Consider the following 23,633-nt stretch of genomic DNA (forward strand, 5'->3'; position numbering starts at 1 on the left):
GTACCGATTTCAGCGAGGTGGGCGCATGAGTGCCGTGTGGCGGGCCTCGCGCGGTGCGGTGCGGCGGCGCAAGCTGCAGACCACCGTGATCGGGCTGGTCGTCTTCGGCTGCACCGTGACGGTGGTGCTCGCGCTCTCCGCGCTCGCCGTGACCACGGCGCCCTTCGACGACGCCTTCGGCAAGCAGCGCGGCGCCCATGTGGTGGCGAGCTTCAACGCCGCCACCACCACGCCGGCGCAGCTGGCCGACACCGCGCACCGCCCCGGCGTGCAGGCCGCCGCCGGGCCGTACGCCGAGACGACCCTGGAGATGCCCGGCGACTGGCTCGGCTACGCCCCGGGCTCCATCACCGTGGTCGGCCGGGCCGATCCGGGCGGGCCGGTGGACCAGGTCCAGCTGCGGGCGGGCCGCTGGGCCACTGCACCCGGCGAGATCGTGATCGAGAGCAACGACTTCCCGGGCAGCGATCTGAACGTCAAGATCACCCCCAAGGGGTTGCCGCCGCTGACGGTGGTGGGCTACGCCGCCAGCATGAGCCAGTCGGCCCGCGGCTGGGTGACGCCGGAGGGGATGGCCGCGCTGCATCCGACGGCGTACCAGATGCTCTACCGCTTCGACTCGGCCGGCACCGACCAGCAGCTCCACGCCTCGTTGGCCACGGCCACCGCCGGCCTCCCGACCGGTGCACTGACCAGCACTCAGACCTATCTGACGCTGAAGCAGCAGTTTTCGGTGGGCGCCGAGTCCTTCCTGCCGCTGCTGACCGCCTTCGGCGTGCTCGGCCTGGTGATCGCGGTCCTGCTCGTCGGCAATGTGGTGAGCAGTGCGGTGGTCGCCGGCTTCCGGCACATCGGGGTGCTCAAGGCGATCGGCTTCACCCCGCGCCAGGTGGTCGCCGTCTACCTGGGCATGCTCCAGGTGCCCGCGGTGGTCGGCTCGGTGCTCGGCAGCTTGTGCGGAGCCGTGCTGGCGGTGCCCTTCACGCAGATCGCGTTCGCCGGTATCGCCACCGGCACCGCCGACGTCACGCACCCGGTTCTCTGGGCGCCGCTCAGCTGTGTGGTGGGCATGCCGGTGCTGGTCGCGCTCGCCGCCCTGGTGCCCGCGCTGCGGGCCGGGCGGCTCTCCGCCACTCGGGCGATCGCCGCCGGCAGCGCGCCGCGTGCCGGGCGCGGGCTGCGGGTGCAGCGGGCGCTCGGCGGGTCCAGGCTGCCGCGCGCCGTGAGCCTGGGCCTCGGCCAGCCGTTCGCCCGGCCGGCCAGGACCGCGCTGACCATGGCCGCCATCGTGCTCGGTGTCACCGCCGTGACACTGGCCACCGGGCTGAGCAGCACCATCCTCGCCGCCGGCCAGAGCGGGCCGCCGCTGGTCGGCACCGGGGTCGAGGTGGACCCGGGGCAGGTGACCGAGCGCCAGCAGGAGCCCAAGCTGAGCCCTGCCGAGATCGAGGCCCGGCTACGCGCCCTGCCCGAGACCAGGCAGCTGACCCGCCGGTGGCTGTCCCTGGTCAGCATGACCGGGTACAGCCAGTCGGTGTACGCCGACTTCTACGGTGGGGACGACTGGCAGCGGCAGGCCAGGGTGACCGTCGGGCGCATGCCCACCGGGCCGGACGAGGTGGTGGCCGGGCCGGCCTTCCTGGCGCAGCACGGGCTGCACCTCGGTGACCGGGTCACCCTGGAACTGGCCGGGCGTCAGCTGTCGGTGACCATCGTCGGCGAGCCGCTGGAGGGGAACGCCAGCGTGGTGACGTCCAACTGGCAGACGGCGCTCGACCTCGACCCGCAGCACCGGATCAGCTCCTACCAGGTGCAGGTGGCGCCCGGCGCGGACAGTGCGGCCTACATCAAGGCGGTGCAGGCGATCGACCCCGGGCTCTACCCGTGGGTGGACACGCCGTCCGGCGCCACGGCTCCGACGGTGTCGGTGGTCGGGTTCACCACCGTGTTCAGCATCCTGCTCGGCAGCGTCGCGGCGCTCGGGGTGTTCAACACCGTGCTGCTCACCGTGCGGGAGCGGCGGCGGGAGTTGGGGATGCTCAAGTCGATCGGCATGACGCCGCGCCAGGTCGTGGCGATGACGGTGACCTCGGTGACCGGGCTCGGCCTGGCCAGTGCGGTGATCGGCGTGCCGCTCGGAATCCTGGTGCACCGGCTGATCGTGGACCACATCCCGATCATGGTGTTCTCGGAATCCATGAAGGACGTCTGGCACGTGCCGCAGCTGATCGGCCTCGCGCTGGCCGGAGTCGGCATCGCCGTGCTCGGCGCCCTGGTGCCGGCTCGCGGCGCGGCCCGGCTGCCGATCGCCGAGGCGCTGCGCACCGAGTAGCGCCCGATCGCGCCCCGTGTGGCGCCGCCACGTCGAACGCGGCGGCACCACATGGGAGTTGCGGCGTCAGCAGCAGCTGCCGGTGTTGCCGCCGGGCGGCACGGCATCGGAGAGCCCGGCCTGCGCCGGCGCCGTGGGCCGGCCGCTGTCGGACGCCCAGGCGGCCCCGCCTATGACGAGCGCCAAGCCGCAAGCGGCCCCGACTACGGCAGCGACGATCTTGTTCACGTTCTGGTCCCCCCAGTGACGATCCGGTAACCGACGGTCAGTCGACTACTAAAGTGACGTAGTACGTGGCCCGATGTCAAAGGGTTCAGTGTGCTTCCTGTTGCGGATCGTGCTCAGGTCGTCCTGTCGCTAGGGCTGCGCGTCGTAGTGCTCGCGGGCTTGCGCCACCTGGGGGAGGTTGGCGGTGGCCCAGTCCGTCAGGTGGGCGAAGACCGGGGCCAGGCTGCGGCCGAGTTCGCTGATCTCGTACTCCACGCGCGGCGGGACCTCGGGGTGGTAGGTGCGCACGATCAGGCCGTCGCGCTCCAGTTGGCGCAGCCGCTGGGTGAGCACCTTGGGGGTGATCGAGGTGATCCGGCGCTGCACCTCCACGAACCGCTGGCGGCCGTGCGTGTGCAGGGTCCACAGGATCGGTGTGGTCCAGCGGCTGAACACGATGTCCACCACGGGCGCGATCGGACAGGCGAATTCCGGACTGATCGCCGCGTCGTTCTCCATTTCCACGCCAACTCCCCTTCGGCATAGTCACTTTCCTCTAGGTACCTACTATATCGAGGCTGTTAGCGTCCTCCCGTTGACCGAAACGGCCCGCAACGGGCCTGACCAACATGGGAGTTGCAGAGATGATCGTGGTGACCGGAGCGACCGGTAACGTGGGCCGACCGCTGGTGGCGGCGCTGGCCGACCGGCGGGCCGGGGAGGTGGTCGCGGTGTCCCGCTCGGTGGCCCCGCAGCCCGCCGGGGTCCGCCACCTGGTGGCCGACCTGGCCGATCCGCAGAGCCTGCGGCCCGCGTTCGAAGGCGCCGAGGCGCTCTTCCTGCACGACGGCGGTGCCGGCGGGCAGGGCCGGCGCGCCGCCGAGATCCTGGCGTCGGCCAAGGCCGGCGGGGTGCGGCGGGTGGTGCTGCTGTCCAGCCTCGGCGTGGTGACCCGGCCCGACTCCGCCTCGCACGGCGGCGTGATGCGCGCCACCGAGGAGGCGGTGCGCGCGTCCGGCCTGGAGTGGACGGTTCTGCGGCCCGGCGCCTTCACCTCCAACGCCTTCGGCTGGGCCGAGTCGGTGCGCAGCCGGCGCACCATCGAGGCGCCGTTCGGTGACGTGGGGCTGCCGCTGGTCGACCCGGCCGACATCGCGGAGGTGGCGGCCGTGGCGCTGTGCGAGGACGGACACGCGGGCCAGGCCTACGAGTTGACCGGCCCGGGGCTGACCACGCCGCGCGAGCAGGCCGCCGTGTTCGGTGAACTGCTGGGTGAGCCGGTGGAGTTCGTCGAGCAGACCGAGGAGCAGGCCCGGGCACAGCTGCTGCACCTGATGCCGGAGCCGGTGGTCGACACCACCCTGGCCATCCTCGGTGCGCCCACGCCGGCCGAGCGGCGGATCAGCCCCGACGTCGAGAAGCTGCTCGGCCGCCCGGCCCGGCCCTTCGCCGACTGGGCGCAGCGGAGCCTGCCCGCGTTCCGGTGACGGGCCGGGGCGGGTCGGCCTACCGGAACCTGCCCGCTCTGACGGGTCGGCCTACCGGAGCCTGCCCGCGTTCCGCTGACGGGCCGGTCCGCCGGAAAATCGCTCGGCCCGGGCTGCCGTCGGCCCCTAACATGCGGCGATACCCGACCCAAGCCCCGAGGGAGCCCCACCGTGACCGAGGTCCTTGCCGCGATCAGCCTTGCAGAGCACGCCGTGTCGGCCGCCATGGCCCGCGTGCTGCCGCGCGAGCTGGCCGAGCGGGACCCGCTGGTCCGACCCTCCGAGCACGCGGACTTCCAGTCGAACGTGGCGCTGGCGCTGGCCAAGCCGGCCGGGCTGGCGCCCCGGGAGCTGGCCCAGGGGCTGGCGCGGGAGTTGGCGGCGGACGGTCCGCTGGCGGTGGAGCTCTCCGGCCCCGGGTTCCTCAACCTGGCGCTGTCGGATGCCTGGACCTGGCAGCAGGTCGAATCCCGGCTCGCCGACCCCCGGCAGCGGCTCGGCGTCGGCGAGCCGCTGACCGGCACCCGGTTCGTGGTCGACTACTCCGGCCCGAACATCGCCAAGGAGATGCACGTCGGGCACCTGCGGACCAATGCGATCGGCGACTCGCTGGCCCGGGTGCTCGGCTTCCTCGGCGCCGACGTGGTTCGGCAGAACCATCTCGGCGACTGGGGAACCAACTTCGGCATGCTGATCCAGTACCTCGTCGAGCATCCCGAGCTCAACTGGCGGCAGGCCGACCCGAGCGGGCAGGTCTCGGCGCTCGACGCGCTCTACAAGACGTCCCGCCAAGCCTTCGACGGCGACCCGGAGTTCGCCGAGCGGGCCCGGCTGCGGGTGGTGGCGCTGCAGAGCGGCGAGGCGGCCACCACGGCGGTCTGGCAGGAGCTGGTGGCGGTCTCCACCGAGGCCTTCCAGCAGCTCTACGACCGGATGGGCCTGCTGCTGACCCCGCAGGACATCGACGCCGAATCCCGGCACAACGCGGAACTTCCAGGCCTGGTCCAGGAGTTGGTGGATACCGGGATCGCGGTGGAGAGCGGCGGCGCCACCTGCGTCTTCTTCGACGACATCACCGGACCCGAGGGGAGCCGGTGCCGCTGATCCTGCGCAAGCAGGACGGCGGTTACGGGTACGCGGCCAGCGACCTGGCCACCATCCGGCACCGGGTCGACGAGCTCGGCGCCGCTCGGATCCTGTACGTGGTCGACGCCCGGCAGGCGATGCACTTCCGGATGGTCTTCGCCACCGCACGGCGGGCCGGCTGGCTGCCCGAGCACGTCGAGGCGGTGCACGTGCCCTTCGGCACCGTGATGGGCCCGGGCGGCACGCCGTTCAAGACCCGGTCCGGTGACACCGTGCGGCTGGCCACGCTGCTGGACGCGGCGGTCGCGGGGGTGCGGGAGGTCATGGCCGACAAGCCGCACGACCTGACCGGCGACGAACTGGAGCAGGTGGTGCAGGCGGCCGGGATCGGCGCCGTCAAGTACGCCGACCTGTCCACCTCCAGGGCGAAGAACTATGTGTTCGACATCGAGCAGATCGTCTCGCTGCAGGGCAACACCGGCGTCTACCTGCAGTACGCGCACGCCCGGGTGCGGGCCATCCTGGCCAAGGCGGGCGCTGCTCCAGCGGACGAACTGCCCCCGGTGGACTCGTCGTTGCCGCTGCACCCGGCCGAGCGGGCGCTGATCCTGCTGCTGGACGGCCTGGACGCCGTGCTGCGCGAGGTCGCCCAGGAGCTGGAGCCGCACCGGCTGTGCGGGTACCTGTTCTCGCTGGCGAAGGCGTTCACCGAGTTCTACGGCGCCTGCCCGGTCCTGAAGGCCGACACCCCCGCCCTGCGCGCCAACCGGCTCGCCCTCTGCCGGCTCACCGCCGCCACCCTCGCCCAGGGCCTCACCCTACTGGGCTTGCGGGCGCCGGAGCGGATCTAGCGCTGTGCGGTGACAAGGGGGCTCCCCTGCCGAGGGGTTCGGCGGGGGAGCCCCCTTTTTGGCGTTATGCACGCTTGGCGGTCGCCCGTTCGACGAGTGCCACGGCGAGCACCCCGGCGGCCAGTACCACCACGCCGGCGGCGGAGAGGGTGCTCATGGTGCCGAGGACGGCGACGCCCAGGGCGGAGCCGGCCTGGCGGATGCCGTTGAGGGCGCCCTGGCTGGTGGCGGCCAGCTCGGTGGGGGCGGCGACGGCCATCTGTGCTGCCGCGCCGGGGATGGAGAGGGTGCCGGCGGCGGCCAGGGCGAGTTCGGCGACCAGCACCAGGGCGAGCGGCGGGCGGTGGCCGGTGGCGGGCAGGAGCAGCAGGCCGGCCAGCACGGTGGCGGACATGCCGGCCAGCAGCACCGGGCGGGCGCCGTGCCGGGCCACCAGGCGGCCGGTGAAGAAGGGCATCACGCAGACCGGCAGGGTCATCGGCAGCGAGGCCAGCCCGGCGTCGAGCGGCGAGAGCCGGTAGGTGTGCTGCAGCCACAGGTCCAGCAGGTAGAGGCCGCCGAAGTAGGCGAAGCAGGAGACCGCGGCAGCCACCAGGGCCGCCCGCACTCGGGGCAGCGCCAGCAGGGACGACGGCAGCACCGGGGTGGGCACCCGGCGCTCCACCACGGTCAGCGCGGCGAAGGCCACCACCGCCAGGGCCAGCGGCACCAGCGCCAGCGGGGAGCCCCAACCGGACACCCCGGCCTCGACCAGCCCGAAGGTCAGCGCGCCCAGGGCACCGGTGGAGAGCAGCAGGCCGGGGCGGTCGAGGGCGCGTGCTGCCTGCCGGGGCGGGGTGGGCAGCAGGCGGGACAGCGCCAGGGCAACCAGCGCGATCGGCGGTGCGGCGAGGAACACCAGCCGCCAGCCGCCGAGTTGGACCAGCAGGCCACCGAGCACCGGGCCGGCCGCCGCACCCAGGCCGCTGAGTGCGGCCCAGGCGCCGATCGCCCGGGTGCGGCGGGCCGGGTCGGGGTTGAGGGCGATCAGCAGAGCCAGCGAGGCGGGCACCAGGCCGGCCCCGGCGGCGCCGAGCAGCGCCCGGCCGGCGATCAGGGTGCCGACCTCGGGCGCGGCGGCACACAGGGTGGAGAGCACGGCGAAGGCGGCGAGCGCGGCCCGGTAGACCCGGCGCGGACCCCAGCGGTCGGCGAGCACGCCGGCGGCGAGCAGCAGCCCGGCGAAGACCACGGTGTAGGCGTCGACCGCCCAGGGCACCGCGGCCGGGGCGGGGTGCAGCGAGTGCTGGAGGTCGGGCACGGCGACGTTGAGGATGGAGGTGTCGAGCAGCACCAGGAGGTTTCCGGCCGCGATCCCCATGAATGCGAGGCGCGAGGGGTGCGGTGACGATGCGTCGGCTGGGTCGATGTCGGAAGGGCGGGTTCGGCTTTCCGAGGTCAGGGCCTTGGTGGTCATGGCAGTCACCCTCGCCGGAGCGACCCCGGTCCGGCGACGCCCAAAGTCCGATGGCCCCATCGGAGAATCCGATGGCCGGTCAGTAAGCTTGGCGCCATGGACCTCCGCTACCTGCGCGCCTTCGTGGCGGTCGCCGACCACGGCGGGATCTCGGCCGCCGCCCAGCAACTCGGCTACGCCCAGTCCAGCGTCAGCGCGCAGCTCAAGCGACTTGAGGCGGAGCTCGGCGCGGCCGTGCTGCTGCGGGGCGGCACCGGAGCCACCCTCACCGAGGCCGGCCGGCGGCTGCTGCCGCACGCCCGGGAGGCCCTGGAACTCGACGAGCGCATGCGGCGGGCGGTGCTCGGCGAGCGGCCCAGGTTGCGGATCGGCGCCCAGGAGTCGCTGGCGCACGCCTGGCTGCCGGACGTGCTGGCGGCCTTCGAGTACGGCGCGGGCGGGCCGGACGCCACCGCCGAGGTGGACCTCAGCGTGGGCAACCGCACCAAGCTCGACGCCCTGTTCACGGCCGGGGAGCTGGACGTGGCCTTCCAGTACGACAACGGGGTGCGCGTCCTCGGGCCGTCCGCGGTGGTCGGGCACGACCGTACGGTGCTGGCGGTCGGGTCGTCCCATCCACTGGCGCGGGTCGGCACGGTGACGGCTGAACAGCTGTTGCGGTACGAGTTCCTGGTGGCCGAGCCGGGGTGCACCTCCGAGATGCTGCTGGACCGGTTCGGCCGCGACCTGCTGCTGGGGGCCCAGGTCGCGATGGTGACCGGCTCGCTCGCCGCGCTGCTCCGGCTGACCGGGCACGGCCGCGGGGTCACCCTGCTGCCGGAGATGGCGGTCGCCCGGGAGCTGGAGAGCGGCGAACTGGTCGAGCTGCCGCTGGCCGAGCAGGTCCGGCCGGTGAGCATCGTCGCCAAGTGGCACCCCCGGCTCGGGCTGGCCGACGGCCCGCTGCGCGCCCTCCTGGAGCTGGCCCGCCGGGCCGATCCGCTCCCGGAGCCGACCCACCAGGGCAACCAGGCCTCCCAAGTCTCCTGACCGCCACGGGGATCGGGCACCCATGTATCCCGACTCCCCTGACCGCCAAGGGACTCCGGTAGCCAGGCCGCTCAAGTCCCTCGACCGGCAGGAGGATCGGGCACCCGTGCGACCCGAGTCTCAAGACCGACACGGGAACCGGGCACCCGTGCGACCCGAGTCTCCTGACCGCCAAGGGATTCCGGTACCCAGCCCGCTCAAGTCTCCTAACCGGCAGGGGGACTCAGGCGCTCGGTCCGCGCAGGCCTCCTGACCGGCCAAGTCCTCAAACAGCCAGCTCCTCAAACAGCCATCCCTTCAAGCGACCGTCCCTTCAAGCGACCATCCCCTCAGGCCGCCAGGGCCAGTGCCGGCCGCCCGGCTGCCGTGACGGCCGGCTGGCGGCGGCGCAGCACCAGGGCGGCGCAGACGGCGGCCAGCGGTAGCTCGGCGCCGGCCGCCATGGCGAGCGCGGCCCACAGGTCGCTGGCGGCGGCGGAGCTGCCGATGTCCCAGCAGGCGTCCCCGACGAGCAGCAGGGCCGCCCCCGCGGCGAACGGGCGGTGCAGCCCGCTGCCCCGGTGCAGCAGCAGCGCCGTGCCCGCCAGGCAGACCGCCTCGCCGAGGTCGAGCAGCACCCAGCCGGTCGCGTTCCGCAAGGTCAGCGCCAGCACGGCCATCCACGGCAGCAGCGCCAGCGCCGCACCGCCGAGCACCCGCACCCGCCACCGCATCGAGACCTTCACCGCGCCCACCGTGCCGCCCCCCGTTCCCTTGAGTCCCTATGTCCCTGAGTCCCTGAGCCCTGAGTCCCCGCCGACCCCGTGACCGCCCGTCAGACCAACCGGGCCGGCCGCAGCCGCTCGATGCCGCCGTCCGCCCGCCGGGCCATCACGGCCAGCGCCGGCCCGCTCGTCCAGGCCAGCCAGAAGCCGCCCGCCAGCACCACCGTCTCGGTCTGCTCCCAGCGGGCCCGCACCCGGGTCTGTGCGAAGGCGACGTCGGGCGGCGAGCCGTCGGCCGCCAGCCGACCCCAGGCGAGGCCGCCGACACGGGAGCGCCGAGCGCCGCGCAGCACCTCGGAGTTGAGCGAGCTTGCGACCAGGACGTCTATCAGCTCACCCGACTCGTAGACCTCGAGCGCCGGGCGGCCCGCCTGGCTTGCGACCGCGCGCACCGACCACGGGCCGCCGATCGGACCGACCGGCATCGTCGACTGCCGGAGCTCCCGCACCGTGTTCATCCCGTCTCCCCTGACGTGCTCGACCTGCGTGCTCGGACCGGCCGGAACCGGTTCTCTGACACCAACAAGCTTTCCGTCTCAGGGCGCTGGCGTCATTAGCCCGTGGGCCCATCTTTGGGGTGTAGCTAGGTACACCCTCAGGAGGGTCCCCCGCACCCGTGTCCGGCCTCGACCAGGCCCTTTAAGCTGGCGCCGTGATCAGGACCACCAGCCGACTCCGGGAGCGGCTCCGCCAGGGCGCCGCGCACCCGAGCCTGGCCTGGGTGCGGGAGGCGGGCGAGCAGTACCGCACCGCGCCCAGCCCCCGGCCGCCGGTGCCGTGGTCCAGGGCGGCCGCGCACGAGGGGCTGCTGGTAGCCGCCGGGGCGCCGTTCGTGCTGCCCCTGCTGTTCCTGTTGACGACCGATCAGTTCTGGCTCTCCTGCACCGCCCTGATGGTGCTGTTCACCGGGCGGTTGTCGCGGGCGCAGCGCAGCCGGTTCCGCGCCCTGGGCGGGTTGGCCATCCCGGAGCTCCCGCCGGCCGCCCCGCCCGGCACGCCGTGGCCGCGGCGCCTGCTGGCCTGGTGCACCGCGGAGTCCAGCTACCGGCAGCTCGGCTACCACCTGGTGGTCGGCCCGCTGCTGACGCTGCTCGGGGCCGCGGCGCTGCTCGGCTGCGGCGCCGGTGTGCTGCTCAGCACGGTGATCGGCTGGGGCTGGATGATGCCGCGCGGCACCGCGGTGCGCGGCGGCGGCCAGACGCCGAGCGTGCTGATCTTCACGCTGATCGGCGCGGCCCTGCTGTTCGCCGCGCCCTGGCTGCTGGTGCGAATAGCCCGGATCGACCGCCGCGCGGCGCGGGCCCTGCTCGGCCCGAGCCGGGCCCGCGAGCTCCAGCAGCGGGTGGCGGATCTGGCCGAGAGCCGGGCCGGCGTGGTCGACGCGGCCGATGCCGAGCGCCGCCGGATCGAGCGGGATCTGCACGACGGTGCCCAGCAGCGGCTGGTCTCGCTGGCGATGAACCTCGGCCTGGCCCGCAAGACCCTCAAGGACGTGTCACCTGAGGCGATGCAGGTGATCGTCGATGCCCACGAGGAGGCCCAGGCCGCCATCGCCGAGCTGCGCGACCTGGTCCGCGGCCTGCATCCGGTGGTGCTGGAGGACCGCGGGCTGGATGCGGCGCTCTCCGGCATCGCGGCCCGCGCCCCGCTGCCGGTCCGCCTCGACGTCCGGCTGGAGCGGCGGATGGCGTCCACGGTGGAGGCGGTCGCCTACTTCGTGGTCTCCGAGGCGCTGGCCAATGTCGCCAAGCACGCCCAGGCCTCCCGGGTGGACCTGTCGGTCAGCCAGCTCGGCCCCACCCTGCGCATCGTCATCACCGACGACGGGATCGGCGGCGCCGACCCCACCCGCGGTACCGGTCTGGTCGGGCTGCGCAAGCGCGCCGCCTCGGTCGACGGGACGCTCACCATCAGCAGCCCCCTCGGGGGCCCGACCGTCATCACTGTGGAGTTGCCGTGCGAGCTGTCATAGCCGAGGACTCGGTCCTGCTGCGGGTGGGCCTGGTCAAGGTGCTGGAGGCGGTGGGCTTCGAGGTGGTGGCCGCCGTCGGCGACGCCGAGGCGCTGCTGGCCGCCGTCGAGGAGCACCGGCCGCAGGTGGTGGTGACGGATGTGCGGATGCCGCCCGGCTTCACCGACGAGGGGGTGCGGGCCGCGCTGCTGATCCGCCGCCAGTGGCCCGAGGTCGCGGTGCTGCTGCTCTCCCAGTACGTGGAGGAGCGGTACGCCGCCGATCTGCTGGCCTCCAACACCAGCGGCGTCGGCTATCTCCTCAAGGAGCGGGTGGCCAATGTCGACGACTTCGTGGACGCGTTGCAGCGGGTCGCGGCCGGCGGCACCGCGCTGGATCCGGAGGTGGTGTCCCAGCTACTGGTCCGCCGGCACCGGGATCCGCTGGAGCGCCTCACCCCGCGTGAGCGCGATGTGCTGAAGCTGATGGCCCAGGGCCACTCCAACACTGCGATAGCCGAGTCCCTGGTGGTCAGCGACAGCGCGGTGGCCAAGCACATCAGCAGCATCTTCACCAAGCTGGAGCTGCCCACCGCCGACGCCACCCACCGCCGGGTGCTCGCCGTGCTGCGGTACCTCGGGGAGGGCTGAGCGTGACGGGGGAGTACCGCCGCTGGCGCGCCGTCGGCCTGTTGGCGGCCGCGCTGCTGATGGTGCTCGGCGCCGGCCAGACCTGGCACGTCGTCGCCCAGCAGGCGGGCGTCACCAACTACGTCTACCAGACTCAGGTCACCGCCCTGGAGCTGACGCTGGAGAACGCCACCGCCCGGATCACGCCCAGCCCCGACGGCGCGGTCACGGTCAACCAGATCGACCACTGGACGCTCAGCCGCCCGCGGATCACCCGCGAACTGGCAGGCACCGTACTGAAGATCGCCATGCACTGCCCCGGAGTGGTGCCGATCGGTGCGATGGGCTGCGCGGCCAATTTCGACATCAGGGTGCCGCCCACCGCCGCCGTGAGGGTCAAGGGCAGCAGCACCGACACCAGCATCAGCGGGCTGTCGGGCGACCTCAACCTGAGCGCCACCTCCGGCAGCTTCCAGCTGGCCGACGTGTCGGGCCGGCTGACCGCCCAGGTGACCAGCGGTTCCGTGACCGGCAGCGGGATCGCCTCGGCCGAGGCGAGCGCCCGGGTCACCTCCGGATCCGCCGATCTGACCTTCTCGGCCGCGCCGCACCTGCTGACGATGGCGGCCGCCTCGGGGTCGGTCCGGGCGGAGCTGCCGCGCGGCACCGGCTACCGGCTGGCCGTCGCCATCGGTTCCGGCGGCCGGGACATCGACTCGGCCCTGGAGAATCCCTCCTCCACCAGCACCATCACCGCCAGCGCCGACTCCGGCTCGGTGACGCTGAAGCGCAGCGGCGGCTAGGCCCGCTCTGCTGGAGCATGCCGGGAGCGCGACGCCGAGGCACGCGCGCCCGGCGGGGTCAGCCGCCGCGTCGGCAGCACCGACCGCCCGCGTCACCGCCGAGGCACGCGCGCCCGGCGGGGTCAGCCGCCGCGTCGGCAGCACCGACCGCCCGCGTCACATCGACCCGATCGACAAGAGCGGCCCTGGGCGGCCAGGCGGGGCGCTGCGCCAGGTGGGGACAATGAAGAGTCCCGTCCACCGAATCCGCCGAGGTCCGCGCATGACGACCACGTCCGCTCCCGCCGCCGCTCCCGCGGCTGCGCCGCTGTCGATCGGCCCGCTCCAGGTCTGGCCGCCGGTGGTGCTGGCGCCGATGGCGGGCATCACCAACGCCCCGTTCCGCACCCTGTGCCGGGAGCAGTCCGACGGCCGTGGCCTGTTCGTCAGCGAGATGATCACCACGCGGGCATTGGTCGAGCGGAACGCCAAGACCATGCAGCTGATCCAGTTCGACCCCAGCGAGAAGCCCCGGTCGATCCAGCTCTACGGCGTGGACCCGGCGACCGTCGGCAAGGCGGCCCGGATGATCGCCGAGGAGGATCTGGCCGACCACATCGACCTCAACTTCGGCTGCCCGGTCCCCAAGGTGACCCGCAAGGGCGGCGGCTCGGCCCTCCCCTACAAGCGCAACCTGCTGCGCGAGCTGCTGCGCGAGGCGGTGGCCGGGGCCGGCGACCTGCCGGTGACCATGAAGATGCGCAAGGGCATCGACGACGACCACCTCACCTTCCTGGACGCCGGCCGGATCGGCGCCGAGGAGGGGGTCTCCGCGATCGCGCTGCACGGCCGCACCGCCGCCCAGCACTACGGCGGCCAGGCCGACTGGTCGGCGATCGCCCGGCTGCGCGAGGCAGTGCCCGCGCACATCCCGGTGCTCGGCAACGGCGACATCTGGTCGGCCCCCGACGCGCTGCGGATGATGCGCGAGACCGGCTGCGACGGCGTGGTTGTCGGCCGCGGCTGCCTGGGCCGACCGTGGCTCTTCAAGGACCTGGTCTCGGTCTTCGAGGGCGTCACCGACCCGGTCCGCCCGAGCTTCGCCGAGGTGGCGGCCACCATGCTGCGCCACGCCGAGCTGCTCGGTCAGTGGATGAACGACGAGCACCGCGGCGTGGTGGACTTCCGCAAGCACGTGGCCTGGTACACCAAGGGCTTCTCGGTCGGCTCGCAGCTGCGGGTCAAGCTCGCCATGGTGAGCTCGCTGGCCGAGCTGGCCGAGCTGCTGGCCGAGGTGGACCAGGAGCAGCGCTGGCCCGACTCGGCGGACGGCCCGCGCGGCCGCACCAGCGGTAACGGCCGGGTGGTCCTGCCGGATGGCTGGTTGGACGATCCGTACGACTGCGCCATCCCTAGCATTGACGCCGAATCGGACACCTCTGGCGGCTGAGTTATACGGGCCGTAGAAATAGGCCCTCGACCCCGCTGGGACGGCATGGCAGGGCCCTCTTGGCCAATCTGGCCAAGAGGGCTCCTTTTTGGCAGATCTTCATCACTCTCGGCAAGCAAAACGGCGCGTTGCGCGATGATGTGACGAGTTTCCGTACGTACGATGAGCGAGCCGCGTCCGTGACTCTTGCCACACGGAGTTGCGACTGACGGTCAGTCAGGGGTGCCGAAGACGCCATGATGTCCAAATCGCCTTCCGAACGGGCAGTGGTGCGATCCGGTCCGCTGGCTGCAGGAAATCAAGTCGGGGAAACACGGCGGTTCGCCTGCCACTACCCTCTGTCCGGGCTATGTGATCTTCGGGTATCCATGTGTTCAACTCTTGAATGGTCGCTAGCGTCAGCCGGACGATTTCAGCAACAAAGGTGAACGGCTTCACAAGCTTTTGATCTCGGGGTAACACGAGGCTCCGGGGATCGGACGGCCTATCGACGGCGCGCAGCAGCCTTCGATCTGGGTATGTTCTCCGGCGTCAGGGCAACCCCGTGCGAGGAGACCGACCCGTGGCGGCGACGCAGAAGTTTGTTTACTCCTTCACCGAAGGAAACAAGGACCTCAAGGACCTGCTGGGCGGCAAGGGTGCCAACCTCGCCGAGATGACCAACCTCGGTCTCCCGGTTCCCCCGGTTTCACCCTCACCACCGAGGCCTGCAAGGTCTTCCTGGAGACCGGCGCCGAGCCGGCCTCGCTCCACGACGAGGTGAGCCGACACCTGGCCGGCCTCGAGGAGCAGATGGGCAAGAAGCTCGGCCAGGCCGACAACCCGCTGCTGGTGTCGGTCCGCTCCGGTGCCAAGTTCTCCATGCCGGGCATGATGGACACCGTCCTCAACATCGGCCTGTCCGACGCCTCGGTGGCCGGCCTGGCCGCCCAGTCCGGCAACGAGCGGTTCGCCTGGGACTCCTACCGCCGCCTCGTCCAGATGTTCGGCAAGACCGTGCTGGGTGTCGACGGCGAGCTCTTCGAGGAGGCGCTGGACGAGGCCAAGCACGCCAAGGGCACCGTCAACGACCTGGACCTCACCGCCGAGGACCTCAAGGCGCTGGTCGAGACCTTCAAGGCGATCGTGCTGCGCGAGACCGGCAAGGAGTTCCCGCAGGACCCGCGCCAGCAGATGGACCTGGCCATCCACGCCGTCTTCCACTCCTGGAACGGCGACCGGGCCCGCCTCTACCGCCGCCAGGAGCGCATCCCCAACGACCTGGGCACCGCGGTCAACGTCTGCACCATGGTCTTCGGCAACCTCGGCGAGGACTCCGGCACCGGTGTCGCCTTCACCCGCGACCCCTCCACCGGCGCGCCGGGCGTCTACGGCGACTACCTCTCCAACGCCCAGGGCGAGGACGTGGTGGCCGGCATCCGCAACACCCTCCAGCTCGCCGACCTGGAGCAGCTCGACAAGAAGTCGTACGACGAGCTGATGGCGATCATGCAGAAGCTCGAGCTGCACTACCGCGACCTGTGCGACATCGAGTTCACCATCGAGCGCGGCAAGCTGTGGATGCTGCAGACCCGGATCGGCAAGCGCACCGCCGCCGCCGCGTTCCGGATCGCCGTCCAGCTGGTCGACCAGGGCCTGATCGACCTGGACGAGGCGCTGCACCGGGTCACCGGCGGCCAGCTCGCCCAGCTGATGTTCCCGCGGTTCGCCCCCGAGTCCACCTCCAAGCAGATCGCCCGCGGCCTGGCCGCCTCGCCGGGCGCCGCGATCGGCAAGGTGGTCTTCGACTCCTACACCGCCGTCAAGTGGTCCCGATCCGGCGAGAAGGTCATCCTGGTCCGCCGCGAGACCAACCCGGACGACCTGGACGGCATGATCGCCGCCGAGGGCATCCTCACCTCGCGCGGCGGCAAGACCTCGCACGCGGCCGTGGTGGCCCGCGGCATGGGCAAGACCTGTGTCTGCGGCGCCGAGGAGCTCGAGGTCGACACCAAGCGCCGCAAGATGACCACCGCCGGCGGCCTGGTCATCGAGGAGGGCGACGTCGTCTCGATCGACGGCGGCACCGGCAAGGTCTACCTCGGTGAGGTACCCGTGTTGCCGTCCCCGGTGGTCGAGTACTTCGAGGGCACCCTGCACGCCGGCGCCGACGTCCAGGGCGGCCTGGTGCAGGCCGTGCACCGGATCATGTCGCACGCCGACGGCCGCCGCCGCCTCGCGGTGCGCGCCAACGCCGACAACGCCGAGGACGCGAACCGGGCCCGCCGGTACGGCGCCCAGGGCATCGGCCTGTGCCGCACCGAGCACATGTTCCTCGGCGAGGAGCGCCGCAAGGAGGTCGAGCACCTGATCCTGGCGGACAACGACAAGGACCGCGAGCAGGCCCTCTCCACCCTGCTGCCGCTGCAGAAGGGCGACTTCGTCGAGCTCTTCCAGTCGATGGACGGACTGCCGGTCACGGTGCGGCTGCTCGACCCGCCACTGCACGAGTTCCTGCCCGACATCACCGAGCTCTCGGTCCGGGTGGCCCTCGCCGAGGCCCGCAAGGACCCGAACGAGAACGACCTGCGCCTGCTCCAGGCGGTGCACAAGCTGCACGAGCAGAACCCGATGCTGGGTCTGCGCGGCGTCCGGCTCGGCCTGGTCATCCCCGGCCTGTTCGGCATGCAGGTGCGCGCCATCGCGGAGGCCGCGGCCGAGCGCAAGCTGGCCGGCGGCGACCCGCGTCCCGAGGTGATGATCCCACTGGTCGGCACCGTCCAGGAGCTGGAGATCGTCCGCGAGGAGTGCGAGCGGGTCCTCGAGGAGGTCGCGGTTTCCACCGGCGTCCAGCTGGACATCAAGCTGGGCACCATGATCGAGCTCCCGCGGGCCGCCGTGACGGCCGGTCAGATCGCCGAGGCCGCCGAGTTCTTCTCGTTCGGGACCAACGACCTCACCCAGACGGTGTGGGGCTTCTCCCGCGACGACGTGGAGGCCTCGTTCTTCACCGCCTACCTGGAGAAGGGCATCTTCGGGGTCTCCCCGTTCGAGACCATCGACCGGGACGGTGTCGGCTCGCTGGTCAAGCACGCGGTCAAGGAGGGCCGGGCCACCCGTCCCGACCTGAAGCTCGGCGTCTGCGGCGAGCACGGCGGTGACCCGGAGTCGGTGCACTTCTTCCACGAGGCGGGGCTGGACTACGTCTCCTGCTCGCCGTTCCGGATCCCGGTGGCGCGGCTGGAGGCCGGCCGCGCCGCCATCGAGACTGCGGGCAGCGACTCGCGCTGACCCGCATCCCCCTCCGACGGGGAGGGGCGTCCGTCGGTGCTCGGCGCAGGAGAACCGCCGGACGTAACGCGGCCGGGTGGAGTGGACAACGGCGTCCGCTCCACCCGGCCGCGTGCCATGTCCGGGCCGTTCCGGCGCCGGGCCGCCGAGCTGCTCCATTCGAGTGAGGGTCGGCACCCCGCTGATCATCGGACCGCCGCCGACCGGCAAGCTGGAGCCCATGACCAGCCGTCTCCGCGTGATCGCCGTCGCCATCGTGCTCTGCTGCGCCGTCGCGGCCGCCGCGGTGTACGCGGTGACGACCCGCCAGACTCCCGCCGCCCGCCGCGCCGGCCAGGCGCTGCCGACCACCGCGGCGGGCGGGGTCTGCCGCTCCAAGCTGCCCGGCCAGGCCCAGGACACCATCGGCCTGATCGCCAAGGGCGGCCCGTTCCCGTACCGCACCGACGGCGTCGTCTTCGACAACCGGGAGAGCCGGCTGCCCAGGCAGCGCGGCGGCTACTACCACGAGTACACCGTGGTCACCCCGGGTGCCGGGGACCGCGGCGCCCGCCGGATCGTCACCGGCGGCACCGGCGAGGAGTACTGGACGCAGGACCACTACGCCAGCTTCCAGCGGATCGACCCGGCCTGCTGACGCCGGGTCAGCGGGGGCCGCAGTCCAGCTGACGCCGGGTCAGCGGACCCTGGTCCAGGTGATCCGGTGGTACGGCCCGTGCGGCCCGGTGGCCAGCAGCGTGCGCAGCTCGCGGACGATCGGCCCGGCGTCGGCGCGCAGCTGGTGCGGCGTCGCCCGGACCACCGGCAGCCGCGCCGCCTGCAGCCGGTTGCCCCGGGTCAGGGTGCGCTCGTAGTCGGCGGGCCGCAGGTGCCAGGCCCGCGAGTCGATCTCCAGCGCCACGCAGGCCTGCGGCCAGAACGCGTCCGGCACCGCGAGGAACCGCCCGTCCAGCAGCAGCACCGGGTTCCACAGCGGCTCCGGCAGCCCGCACCGCCGCAGCAGCTCGCGCGCCTCGGCCTCGGCGATCGAGTACACCCCGCAGGTCAGCTCGTCCGCCACGTGCTGCACGTGCGGCAGCGCCACGCCGGCCGCCGGTCCGCCGAGCAGCCGGGCCAGCAGATCGGCCCGCTCGCAGTGCCGCCCCTGCACCGCCTCCGCGCAGAGCGCCCGGAACTGCCGCCCGCCGGTCAGGAAGGGCGCCGAGTCGGCCAGCGCCCGGGCCACCCCGACGCTCCACAACCCGTCGTCCCGCTCCACCCGGCCGGCATGCCGCCCACCCGGCTCGGCGCCCGGTGCACCCGGACGAAGTCGCGGCTGGCCACCCGCCGGCTGCTCGGGATCAGCACGTCGACCACCTCGACGTCCGCCGGATGCCCGGCACTGGGCAGCCCCGCGTCCGCCAGCACCGCCAGACCGGTCAGCAGCACCGAGCCGGGTTTGGGTCGCTCGCCCTTGGGCGCCGCATAGCTGAGCGCGGCCCGCAGGCGCTGATGCGGGGTCAGCCGCCCGCTCTGCAGGCAGATCACCCGGGGCAGCACCCGCTGCCAGGGCCCGCCGGGCCGCAGCCGGTGGGCGATCGTCCCGGAGGGCACCCCGTGCTCGATCAGCTGCGCACGGGTCAGGATGTGCTGCTGGTCGGCGCCGAGCAGCCGGACGGCCTCGAGGGCGGTCATCGCAGTCATGGCGGGGTGGTGCCCGCCGGTCCGTGGGTATGCGAAAGGTCCCCGCAGGGGGTCAGCCCGGCTGTGTGTTGACTTCGGCGACTGCGACGGCTTCGACGCCCGGATGGCCCAAGCCCCGGGCACCGGCGACCCGTCAGGCGGGGATCAGCGGACCGGTGGGTCTGACGCACTCCTGGTCGAGTTCGCGCCCCATGCCCCGGCCGATCCCCCGGTCCGGCGCGCTCGGCGAGGTGGCCGCGGCGATCCGCAGCTCGATGATGTCCCGCACCGCCGGCCACTCCTCGGCCAGGATCGAGTAGAACGCGGTGCTGCGCACCACCCCGTCCAGGCCCCGGCTGTGCGCCCGGCGGACCCCCTCGGGGGTGGCGCCGAGCCGCTCGATGGCCGCCCGGGAGCGCAGGTTGCGGGCGTCGGCCCGCAGCGAGATCCGCTGCACGCCCCAGGTCTCGAAGGCGTGGCGGAGCATCAGCAGCTTGGCCTCGGTGTTGATCCCGGTGCCCTGGGCGTGCCGGGAGAGCCAGGTGCGGCCGATCTCGGCGGCATCCGGCACGGCGGTGGCCGGGTCGCCGACCGGGCCGGCCGGCAGCGGCGGCCAGACCACCGGCCCTGCCAGTAGTCCAGCTCGAGGAACCGGGTCGAGCCCACCACCAGGCCGTCGGACGCCCGCACGGTGGCGAACGCCAGCGACCGGCCGGCCGCCAGGTCGGCCCGGGCGGCGGCGATGAACTCCAGCGCACCGTCCAGTCCTTGCGGGACGGCGGTGAAGCCGAAGGTCGAGCGGTCCTCGGCCGCCGCGGCGGCCAGGCCTTCGGCGTGCTGCTCGGTGAGGGGCTCCAGCCGAACGGTACGGCCGGTGAGGGTGACTGGTGCAGGCACGGAACCTTCGATCCTTCGGCAGTCGGAGGGACCTCGCGCCCAGCGTGCGGGCGGTTGGAGGGCAGGTCGCCCCGCCCGATGCGGTCCGCTCAACCTGGGTACGCCGGAGCCTCGGTCGTACGTCGGGTGGCAGCGGCCCTCGGGCGGGCAGCGCGGTGCCGGAGAGCCCGGTTTGCATGAACCGGTCCGGCGAGGAGGTGCGGGGGGACAGCGTGCGTCCGCGAGATGGCCGAAGAGGGAATGAGTGCGCGAAGGGAAGCAGGCGGCCAGGTGAAGGCAAGGTGTGATTCTGGGGCTGACCGTACACGTTCGGGACGGCGGCCTACGGCGTGACGGACGACGTGGCGACGGCGCGACGATGCGGGGCAGCGAGAGGACGATACATGTCGATGCCGCCCGCGTCACTTCGCGGCGCGCCAGCCGGGTGCGCCACCCTGCCCCGACTGGCCCAGCGGTGCCGCCTGGACCACTCGATAGCCGTGCTGACCTGCGGTGATGCACGGTCGGCGAAGAGACGTGAACATTACGGGTCAATGTCATCCGAAGCGCCGGGGCGGTGTCGGGAATGTCAGCGCCCTGCGGCACGCTGGTGTGTGTGACCGACAGGCAGGACCGACGAGAAACGGATCGGGTGCGCGGTGCGTGATCCCCAGGAGCTGTACGAGCTGGAACCACACGGTGTGGCGGCGCTGGAGGCTGCCCGCGCCGGGCTGGTGGACGGTCCGGTGCTGCTCTACCAGTTCGATGGCTTCATGGACGCCGGGGAGGCCGGCGGCCAGGTGATGGCCCACCTGCAGGAGCAGGGCAGCCCGCTGGTGGTCGCCCGCTTCGACCACGACCGCCTGGTCGACTACCGGGCCCGCCGCCCCGCCATGACCTTCGACCAGGAGAGCTGGGTCTCCTACGACCCGCCGGAGCTGCTGGTGCAGCTCGTCCAGGACGCCACCGGCACGCCGTTCCTGCTGCTCACCGGCCCGGAGCCGGATGTCGAGTGGGAGGCCTTCGCGGCCGCCGTGGCCAACCTGGTCGACGAGCTCGGGGTGCGCCTCGCGGTGGACTTCCACGGCATCCCGATGGGCGTGCCGCACACCCGCCCGGTCGGCCTGACCCCGCACGGCAACCGGCTGGACCTGGCCCCGGGCTACCCGCGCTGGTTCGAGCGGGCCCAGGTGCCCGGCAGCGCCCAGGCCCTGGTCGAGTACCGCCTGGCCGAGGCCGGGCACGACGTGCTGGGCTTCGCCGTGCACGTGCCGCACTACGTGGCCCGCTCGCCCTACCCGGCCGCCGCGGTGACGATCCTGGAGGCGGTCCAGGCCGCCACCGGCCTGGTGCTGCCCGGCAATGAGCTGCGCCAGCGGATCGCCGAGGTGCACGCCGACATCGAGGAGCAGCTCTCGCACGGTGACGGCGAGCTGAGCTCCGCGATCCGCGGCATGGAGGGGCAGTACGACGCGGTGGCCGGCGCCGAGTCCAGGGAGAGCCTGCTCGCCCAGGCCGCCGACCTGCCCTCCGCCGAGGAGCTCGGCCGCCAGTTCGAGCAGTTCCTGGCCGAGCACGAGCAGGGCGAGTAGGCGGGCCGGTTCGCCTCGGAACCATGCCGTGGGCACCGGGCGTTGGGCGGGGTGTGATGCGTCGACCGATGGGCCTGGGGCTCGTGCTGGTGCTGCTCGCGCTCGCCGGTTGCACGGCGGGTGGCGGGCGGCCCGCGCCTGCCGGTGCGTCGGGGAGCGCGCCACCCAGCGCCAAGGCCCGCGCCTGGGTGCCCGGGGGGCCCTATGCGGCTCTCGGCGACTCCTACACGGCCGGGCTGCAACTGCAGCCCGCCGGCGGTGGCCCCAAGGGCTGCGGGCGGTCGGCGGCCAACTATCCGTCGCTGGTCGCCCAGGGCCTCGGCCTGACGGGCGACCAGTTCACCGACGCCAGCTGCACCAGCGCCACCACGGCCGACCTGACCGGCGCCCAGCAGGTGTCAGGCGGCCCGAACCCGCCCCAGCTGGACGCGCTCAATGCGCGGACCAGGCTGGTCACGGTCGGCATCGGCGGCAATGACGCGGGTTTCACCAACGTCTTCACCGAGTGCGCGGAACAGGGGCTGCTCCATCTGGTGGCGGTGGCCAAGGGCCAGGCGCCGTGCAAGGCCCACTACACCGCCGCCGACGGCAGCGACCAGCTGAGCGGCGTGCTGAAGACGGTGGGCGACCGGGTTTCCGCGGTGCTGCGCCAGGTGGCCCAGCGGTCACCCCAGGCCAAGGTCTTCCTGGTCGGCTACCCGGCGCTGCTGCCCAGCGATCCCGCCTCCTGCGGCGGGCTGCTCGGCGACACCGTCAGCAAGGGCGATCTGGCCTTCCTCGCCGAGCAGGAGCAGCGGCTGAACACCGTGCTGCGCGACCAGGCGGCGGCCGCCGGCGCGGTCTACGTGGACACCTACGCGCCCACCCAGGGGCACGACATGTGCGCCGGGCAGTCGGCCCGCTGGGTGGAGCCGCCGCTGCCGGCCGGTGGCATGGCACCGCTGCACCCCAACCTGGCCGGGCAGCAGGCGATGGCCGCCGCGGTGCTGGGGAGCATCCGGGCGGCCCGCTGACCGGCGGTCCGCGCTACGGCTTCGACCAGTCGGTGCCGAGTGCGATCGCGGTGAGCTGGTCCGTGGTCAGGGCCAGCGGGCCGCCGGTGTAGGTGCGGCCGTCGGGCCCGTTCCAGGTGGAGACCTCCACCCGGGTGCCGTCCGGGTGGAGGACGTCGATCTGTAGGCCGTGTGTGGTGCCGGTCTTGCCGGGCCCGTTGTCGCTGGTCATCACGGTGACTCCGGCCGCTGTACGGGTCGGTGTGGCGCCCGGGGGAGCGAAGTTCTGAAGGGACCAGCTGGGGGTGATGCTGATGCTCACCTGGCTGGTCCGCCCACTCAGGGTGACCGCCAGGTGGACCGAGCCCGGCACCAGCTGCTTGCTCGTGTCGGCCTGGAAGGTGGCACCTTCGGGCAGCAGCTGCTTGGCGGAGTCGAGGATTTGCTGCGGTGTCCAATCGTTGGCCGTGATGGCCGGCTTGGTCAGCTCGGCGAACACCGGGTCCCAGGCGCTGCTCGCCAGCGTGTTGGTCAACTGCTGGGCGCTCAGCGGAGGGTCTGTGCGGGCAGTCGACGAGGATGGGTCGGGGGAGACGGCCTCGTCGATCCGCAGAGTCCGCCCGTCCGCGCCGACGTAGCTCAGTGTCCAGACGCCGGGCGCGGCCGCTGTGGGCTGGTTGAGCACCACGATCGAGCCGTCCGGACGCACGGTGCGGGTGCACTGGGTCGTGTCAGCGAAGAACGGGTCGGCACACTCGGTGCCGCTGGTCCACTGGGTGAGCGGCAGCGCGACCCGATCGGTGCTGAGTGACAGTAGGGCGGTGTCGTGCCCGTTGTCGTAGTTCATCGTGACCCTCGGCCCGGCGTTCTTCGCGCTGCCCTCGCCGATGCCGAAACCGAACGCCTGACTGACCTTGGCCGGCGGCAGCAGCGCGGTGAGCGTGTCGACCATGAACTGCCCGTTGACCCGATCGCCGCCGTGCGCGGCCGATACCGTGGTCGGGCTCGGGCTCGGGCTCAGCGTGAGCGCGGTGGTCACGGCAGCGGCGGTCAGCACCGCCGCCGAGCCGGCCAGGGCGGCCCGGCGGCGGGCTCGCAGCCGTCGGCCGCGCCGCTCGGCGCCGTCGGTCAGTGCCGTGACCATGGTGCCCGGCGCCAGTTCGGCGGCCTCCCGCAGGCCCTGGATGAGCTTCTCGTCGAATGAACGCATGGCTGTG

The 23,633-nt window shown here is 72.8% G+C and carries 20 protein-coding genes and 2 pseudogenes; 12 read left to right on the plus strand and 10 right to left on the minus strand.

What is annotated here, in order from left to right; all coding sequences use genetic code 11:
* Positions 1–25 precede the first annotated feature (25 nt).
* Positions 26–2,332: an ABC transporter permease gene (locus E6W39_RS28760; protein WP_141635969.1), complete on the plus strand. Its 2,307-nt coding sequence runs from the start codon at positions 26–28 to the stop codon at positions 2,330–2,332.
* Positions 2,333–2,398: 66 nt separating this feature from the next.
* On the opposite strand, the gene E6W39_RS39775 is transcribed toward E6W39_RS28760, so the two are convergent.
* Both E6W39_RS39775 and E6W39_RS28765 read right to left on the minus strand, forming a co-directional pair.
* Complete coding sequence (locus tag E6W39_RS39775) at positions 2,399–2,560, minus strand: flagellar basal body-associated FliL family protein (RefSeq protein WP_181799478.1); 162 nt, start codon at positions 2,558–2,560, stop codon at positions 2,399–2,401.
* Between the two features lie 129 nt (positions 2,561–2,689).
* Positions 2,690–3,058, minus strand: a complete 369-nt coding sequence (locus tag E6W39_RS28765; protein WP_141638008.1) for a winged helix-turn-helix transcriptional regulator — start codon at positions 3,056–3,058, stop codon at positions 2,690–2,692.
* Between the two features lie 125 nt (positions 3,059–3,183).
* On the opposite strand from E6W39_RS28765, the gene E6W39_RS28770 reads away from it, so the two are divergent.
* The gene (locus E6W39_RS28770; RefSeq protein WP_141635970.1) at positions 3,184–4,026 is read left to right on the plus strand and encodes an NAD(P)H-binding protein; all 843 of its coding nucleotides are present in this window, start codon (positions 3,184–3,186) and stop codon (positions 4,024–4,026) included.
* A gap of 171 nt (positions 4,027–4,197) precedes the next feature.
* Positions 4,198–5,963, plus strand: a pseudogene (gene argS / locus E6W39_RS28775) (arginine--tRNA ligase).
* 64 nt (positions 5,964–6,027) lie between these two features.
* Here the strand turns inward: argS and E6W39_RS28780 are convergent.
* A complete protein-coding gene (locus E6W39_RS28780) occupies positions 6,028–7,419 on the minus strand; it encodes an MFS transporter (protein ID WP_141635971.1) in 1,392 nt (463 codons plus the stop codon).
* A gap of 96 nt (positions 7,420–7,515) precedes the next feature.
* On the opposite strand from E6W39_RS28780, the gene E6W39_RS28785 reads away from it, so the two are divergent.
* Positions 7,516–8,448, plus strand: a complete 933-nt coding sequence (locus E6W39_RS28785) for a LysR family transcriptional regulator (RefSeq protein ID WP_141635972.1) — start codon at positions 7,516–7,518, stop codon at positions 8,446–8,448.
* Between the two features lie 329 nt (positions 8,449–8,777).
* On the opposite strand, the gene E6W39_RS28790 is transcribed toward E6W39_RS28785, so the two are convergent.
* Together E6W39_RS28790 and E6W39_RS28795 are read right to left on the minus strand one after the other, a co-directional pair.
* Positions 8,778–9,173, minus strand: a complete 396-nt coding sequence (locus tag E6W39_RS28790) for a hypothetical protein (protein WP_181799479.1) — start codon at positions 9,171–9,173, stop codon at positions 8,778–8,780.
* Between the two features lie 89 nt (positions 9,174–9,262).
* Complete coding sequence (locus tag E6W39_RS28795; protein WP_141635973.1) at positions 9,263–9,670, minus strand: hypothetical protein; 408 nt, start codon at positions 9,668–9,670, stop codon at positions 9,263–9,265.
* A 194-nt stretch (positions 9,671–9,864) separates the two neighbouring features.
* Here E6W39_RS28795 and E6W39_RS28800 point away from each other — a divergent pair, with 194 nt between their 5' ends.
* The 6 genes and pseudogenes from E6W39_RS28800 to E6W39_RS28825 all read left to right on the plus strand — a co-directional run bounded on the left by E6W39_RS28800 (position 9,865) and on the right by E6W39_RS28825 (position 17,931).
* The gene (locus E6W39_RS28800; RefSeq protein WP_228718397.1) at positions 9,865–11,184 is read left to right on the plus strand and encodes a sensor histidine kinase; all 1,320 of its coding nucleotides are present in this window, start codon (positions 9,865–9,867) and stop codon (positions 11,182–11,184) included.
* A complete protein-coding gene (locus E6W39_RS28805) occupies positions 11,169–11,813 on the plus strand; it encodes a response regulator (RefSeq protein WP_141635974.1) in 645 nt (214 codons plus the stop codon). The genes E6W39_RS28800 and E6W39_RS28805 overlap by 16 nt, the downstream gene beginning before the upstream one ends.
* A 2-nt stretch (positions 11,814–11,815) precedes the next feature.
* Positions 11,816–12,595: a DUF4097 family beta strand repeat-containing protein gene (locus E6W39_RS28810; protein ID WP_141635975.1), complete on the plus strand. Its 780-nt coding sequence runs from the start codon at positions 11,816–11,818 to the stop codon at positions 12,593–12,595.
* A gap of 262 nt (positions 12,596–12,857) precedes the next feature.
* Entirely contained in the window at positions 12,858–14,024 is a 1,167-nt protein-coding gene (gene dusB, locus E6W39_RS28815; RefSeq protein WP_141635976.1) for a tRNA dihydrouridine synthase DusB, read from the plus strand.
* A 562-nt stretch (positions 14,025–14,586) separates the two neighbouring features.
* Positions 14,587–17,294, plus strand: a pseudogene (gene ppdK / locus E6W39_RS28820) (pyruvate, phosphate dikinase).
* 220 nt (positions 17,295–17,514) lie between these two features.
* On the plus strand, positions 17,515–17,931 hold the full coding sequence (locus E6W39_RS28825; protein WP_141635977.1) for a ribonuclease domain-containing protein: 417 nt from the start codon (positions 17,515–17,517) through the stop codon (positions 17,929–17,931).
* Positions 17,932–17,970: 39 nt separating this feature from the next.
* Here E6W39_RS28825 and E6W39_RS28830 read toward each other — a convergent pair whose 3' ends face one another.
* The 4 genes from E6W39_RS28830 to E6W39_RS43710 form a co-directional block, all read right to left on the minus strand.
* Entirely contained in the window at positions 17,971–18,519 is a 549-nt protein-coding gene (locus E6W39_RS28830; RefSeq protein ID WP_181799480.1) for a hypothetical protein, read from the minus strand.
* Positions 18,483–18,977, minus strand: coding sequence for a hypothetical protein (locus tag E6W39_RS28835; protein ID WP_141635979.1), 495 nt, complete (start codon positions 18,975–18,977; stop codon positions 18,483–18,485). Before E6W39_RS28835 ends, E6W39_RS28830 begins: the two co-directional genes overlap by 37 nt.
* 133 nt (positions 18,978–19,110) lie before the next feature.
* Positions 19,111–19,527, minus strand: coding sequence for a GNAT family N-acetyltransferase (locus E6W39_RS43705; RefSeq protein WP_323809098.1), 417 nt, complete (start codon positions 19,525–19,527; stop codon positions 19,111–19,113).
* Positions 19,443–19,853, minus strand: coding sequence for a GNAT family N-acetyltransferase (locus E6W39_RS43710; RefSeq protein ID WP_323809099.1), 411 nt, complete (start codon positions 19,851–19,853; stop codon positions 19,443–19,445). The genes E6W39_RS43705 and E6W39_RS43710 overlap by 85 nt, the downstream gene beginning before the upstream one ends.
* Positions 19,854–20,491: 638 nt before the next feature.
* Here E6W39_RS43710 and E6W39_RS28845 point away from each other — a divergent pair.
* Together E6W39_RS28845 and E6W39_RS28850 are read left to right on the plus strand one after the other, a co-directional pair.
* Complete coding sequence (locus E6W39_RS28845; protein WP_141635980.1) at positions 20,492–21,424, plus strand: proteasome assembly chaperone family protein; 933 nt, start codon at positions 20,492–20,494, stop codon at positions 21,422–21,424.
* 68 nt (positions 21,425–21,492) lie between these two features.
* Positions 21,493–22,437 (plus strand): SGNH/GDSL hydrolase family protein, encoded by a 945-nt coding sequence (locus E6W39_RS28850; RefSeq protein WP_181799481.1) that lies wholly within the window; start codon positions 21,493–21,495, stop codon positions 22,435–22,437.
* A 13-nt stretch (positions 22,438–22,450) separates the two neighbouring features.
* Here E6W39_RS28850 and E6W39_RS28855 read toward each other — a convergent pair whose 3' ends face one another.
* A complete protein-coding gene (locus tag E6W39_RS28855; RefSeq protein ID WP_141635982.1) occupies positions 22,451–23,626 on the minus strand; it encodes a hypothetical protein in 1,176 nt (391 codons plus the stop codon).
* Between the last annotated feature and the right edge of the window lie 7 nt (positions 23,627–23,633).

This window comes from Kitasatospora acidiphila, assembly GCF_006636205.1.
GTDB lineage: Bacteria > Actinomycetota > Actinomycetes > Streptomycetales > Streptomycetaceae > Kitasatospora > Kitasatospora acidiphila.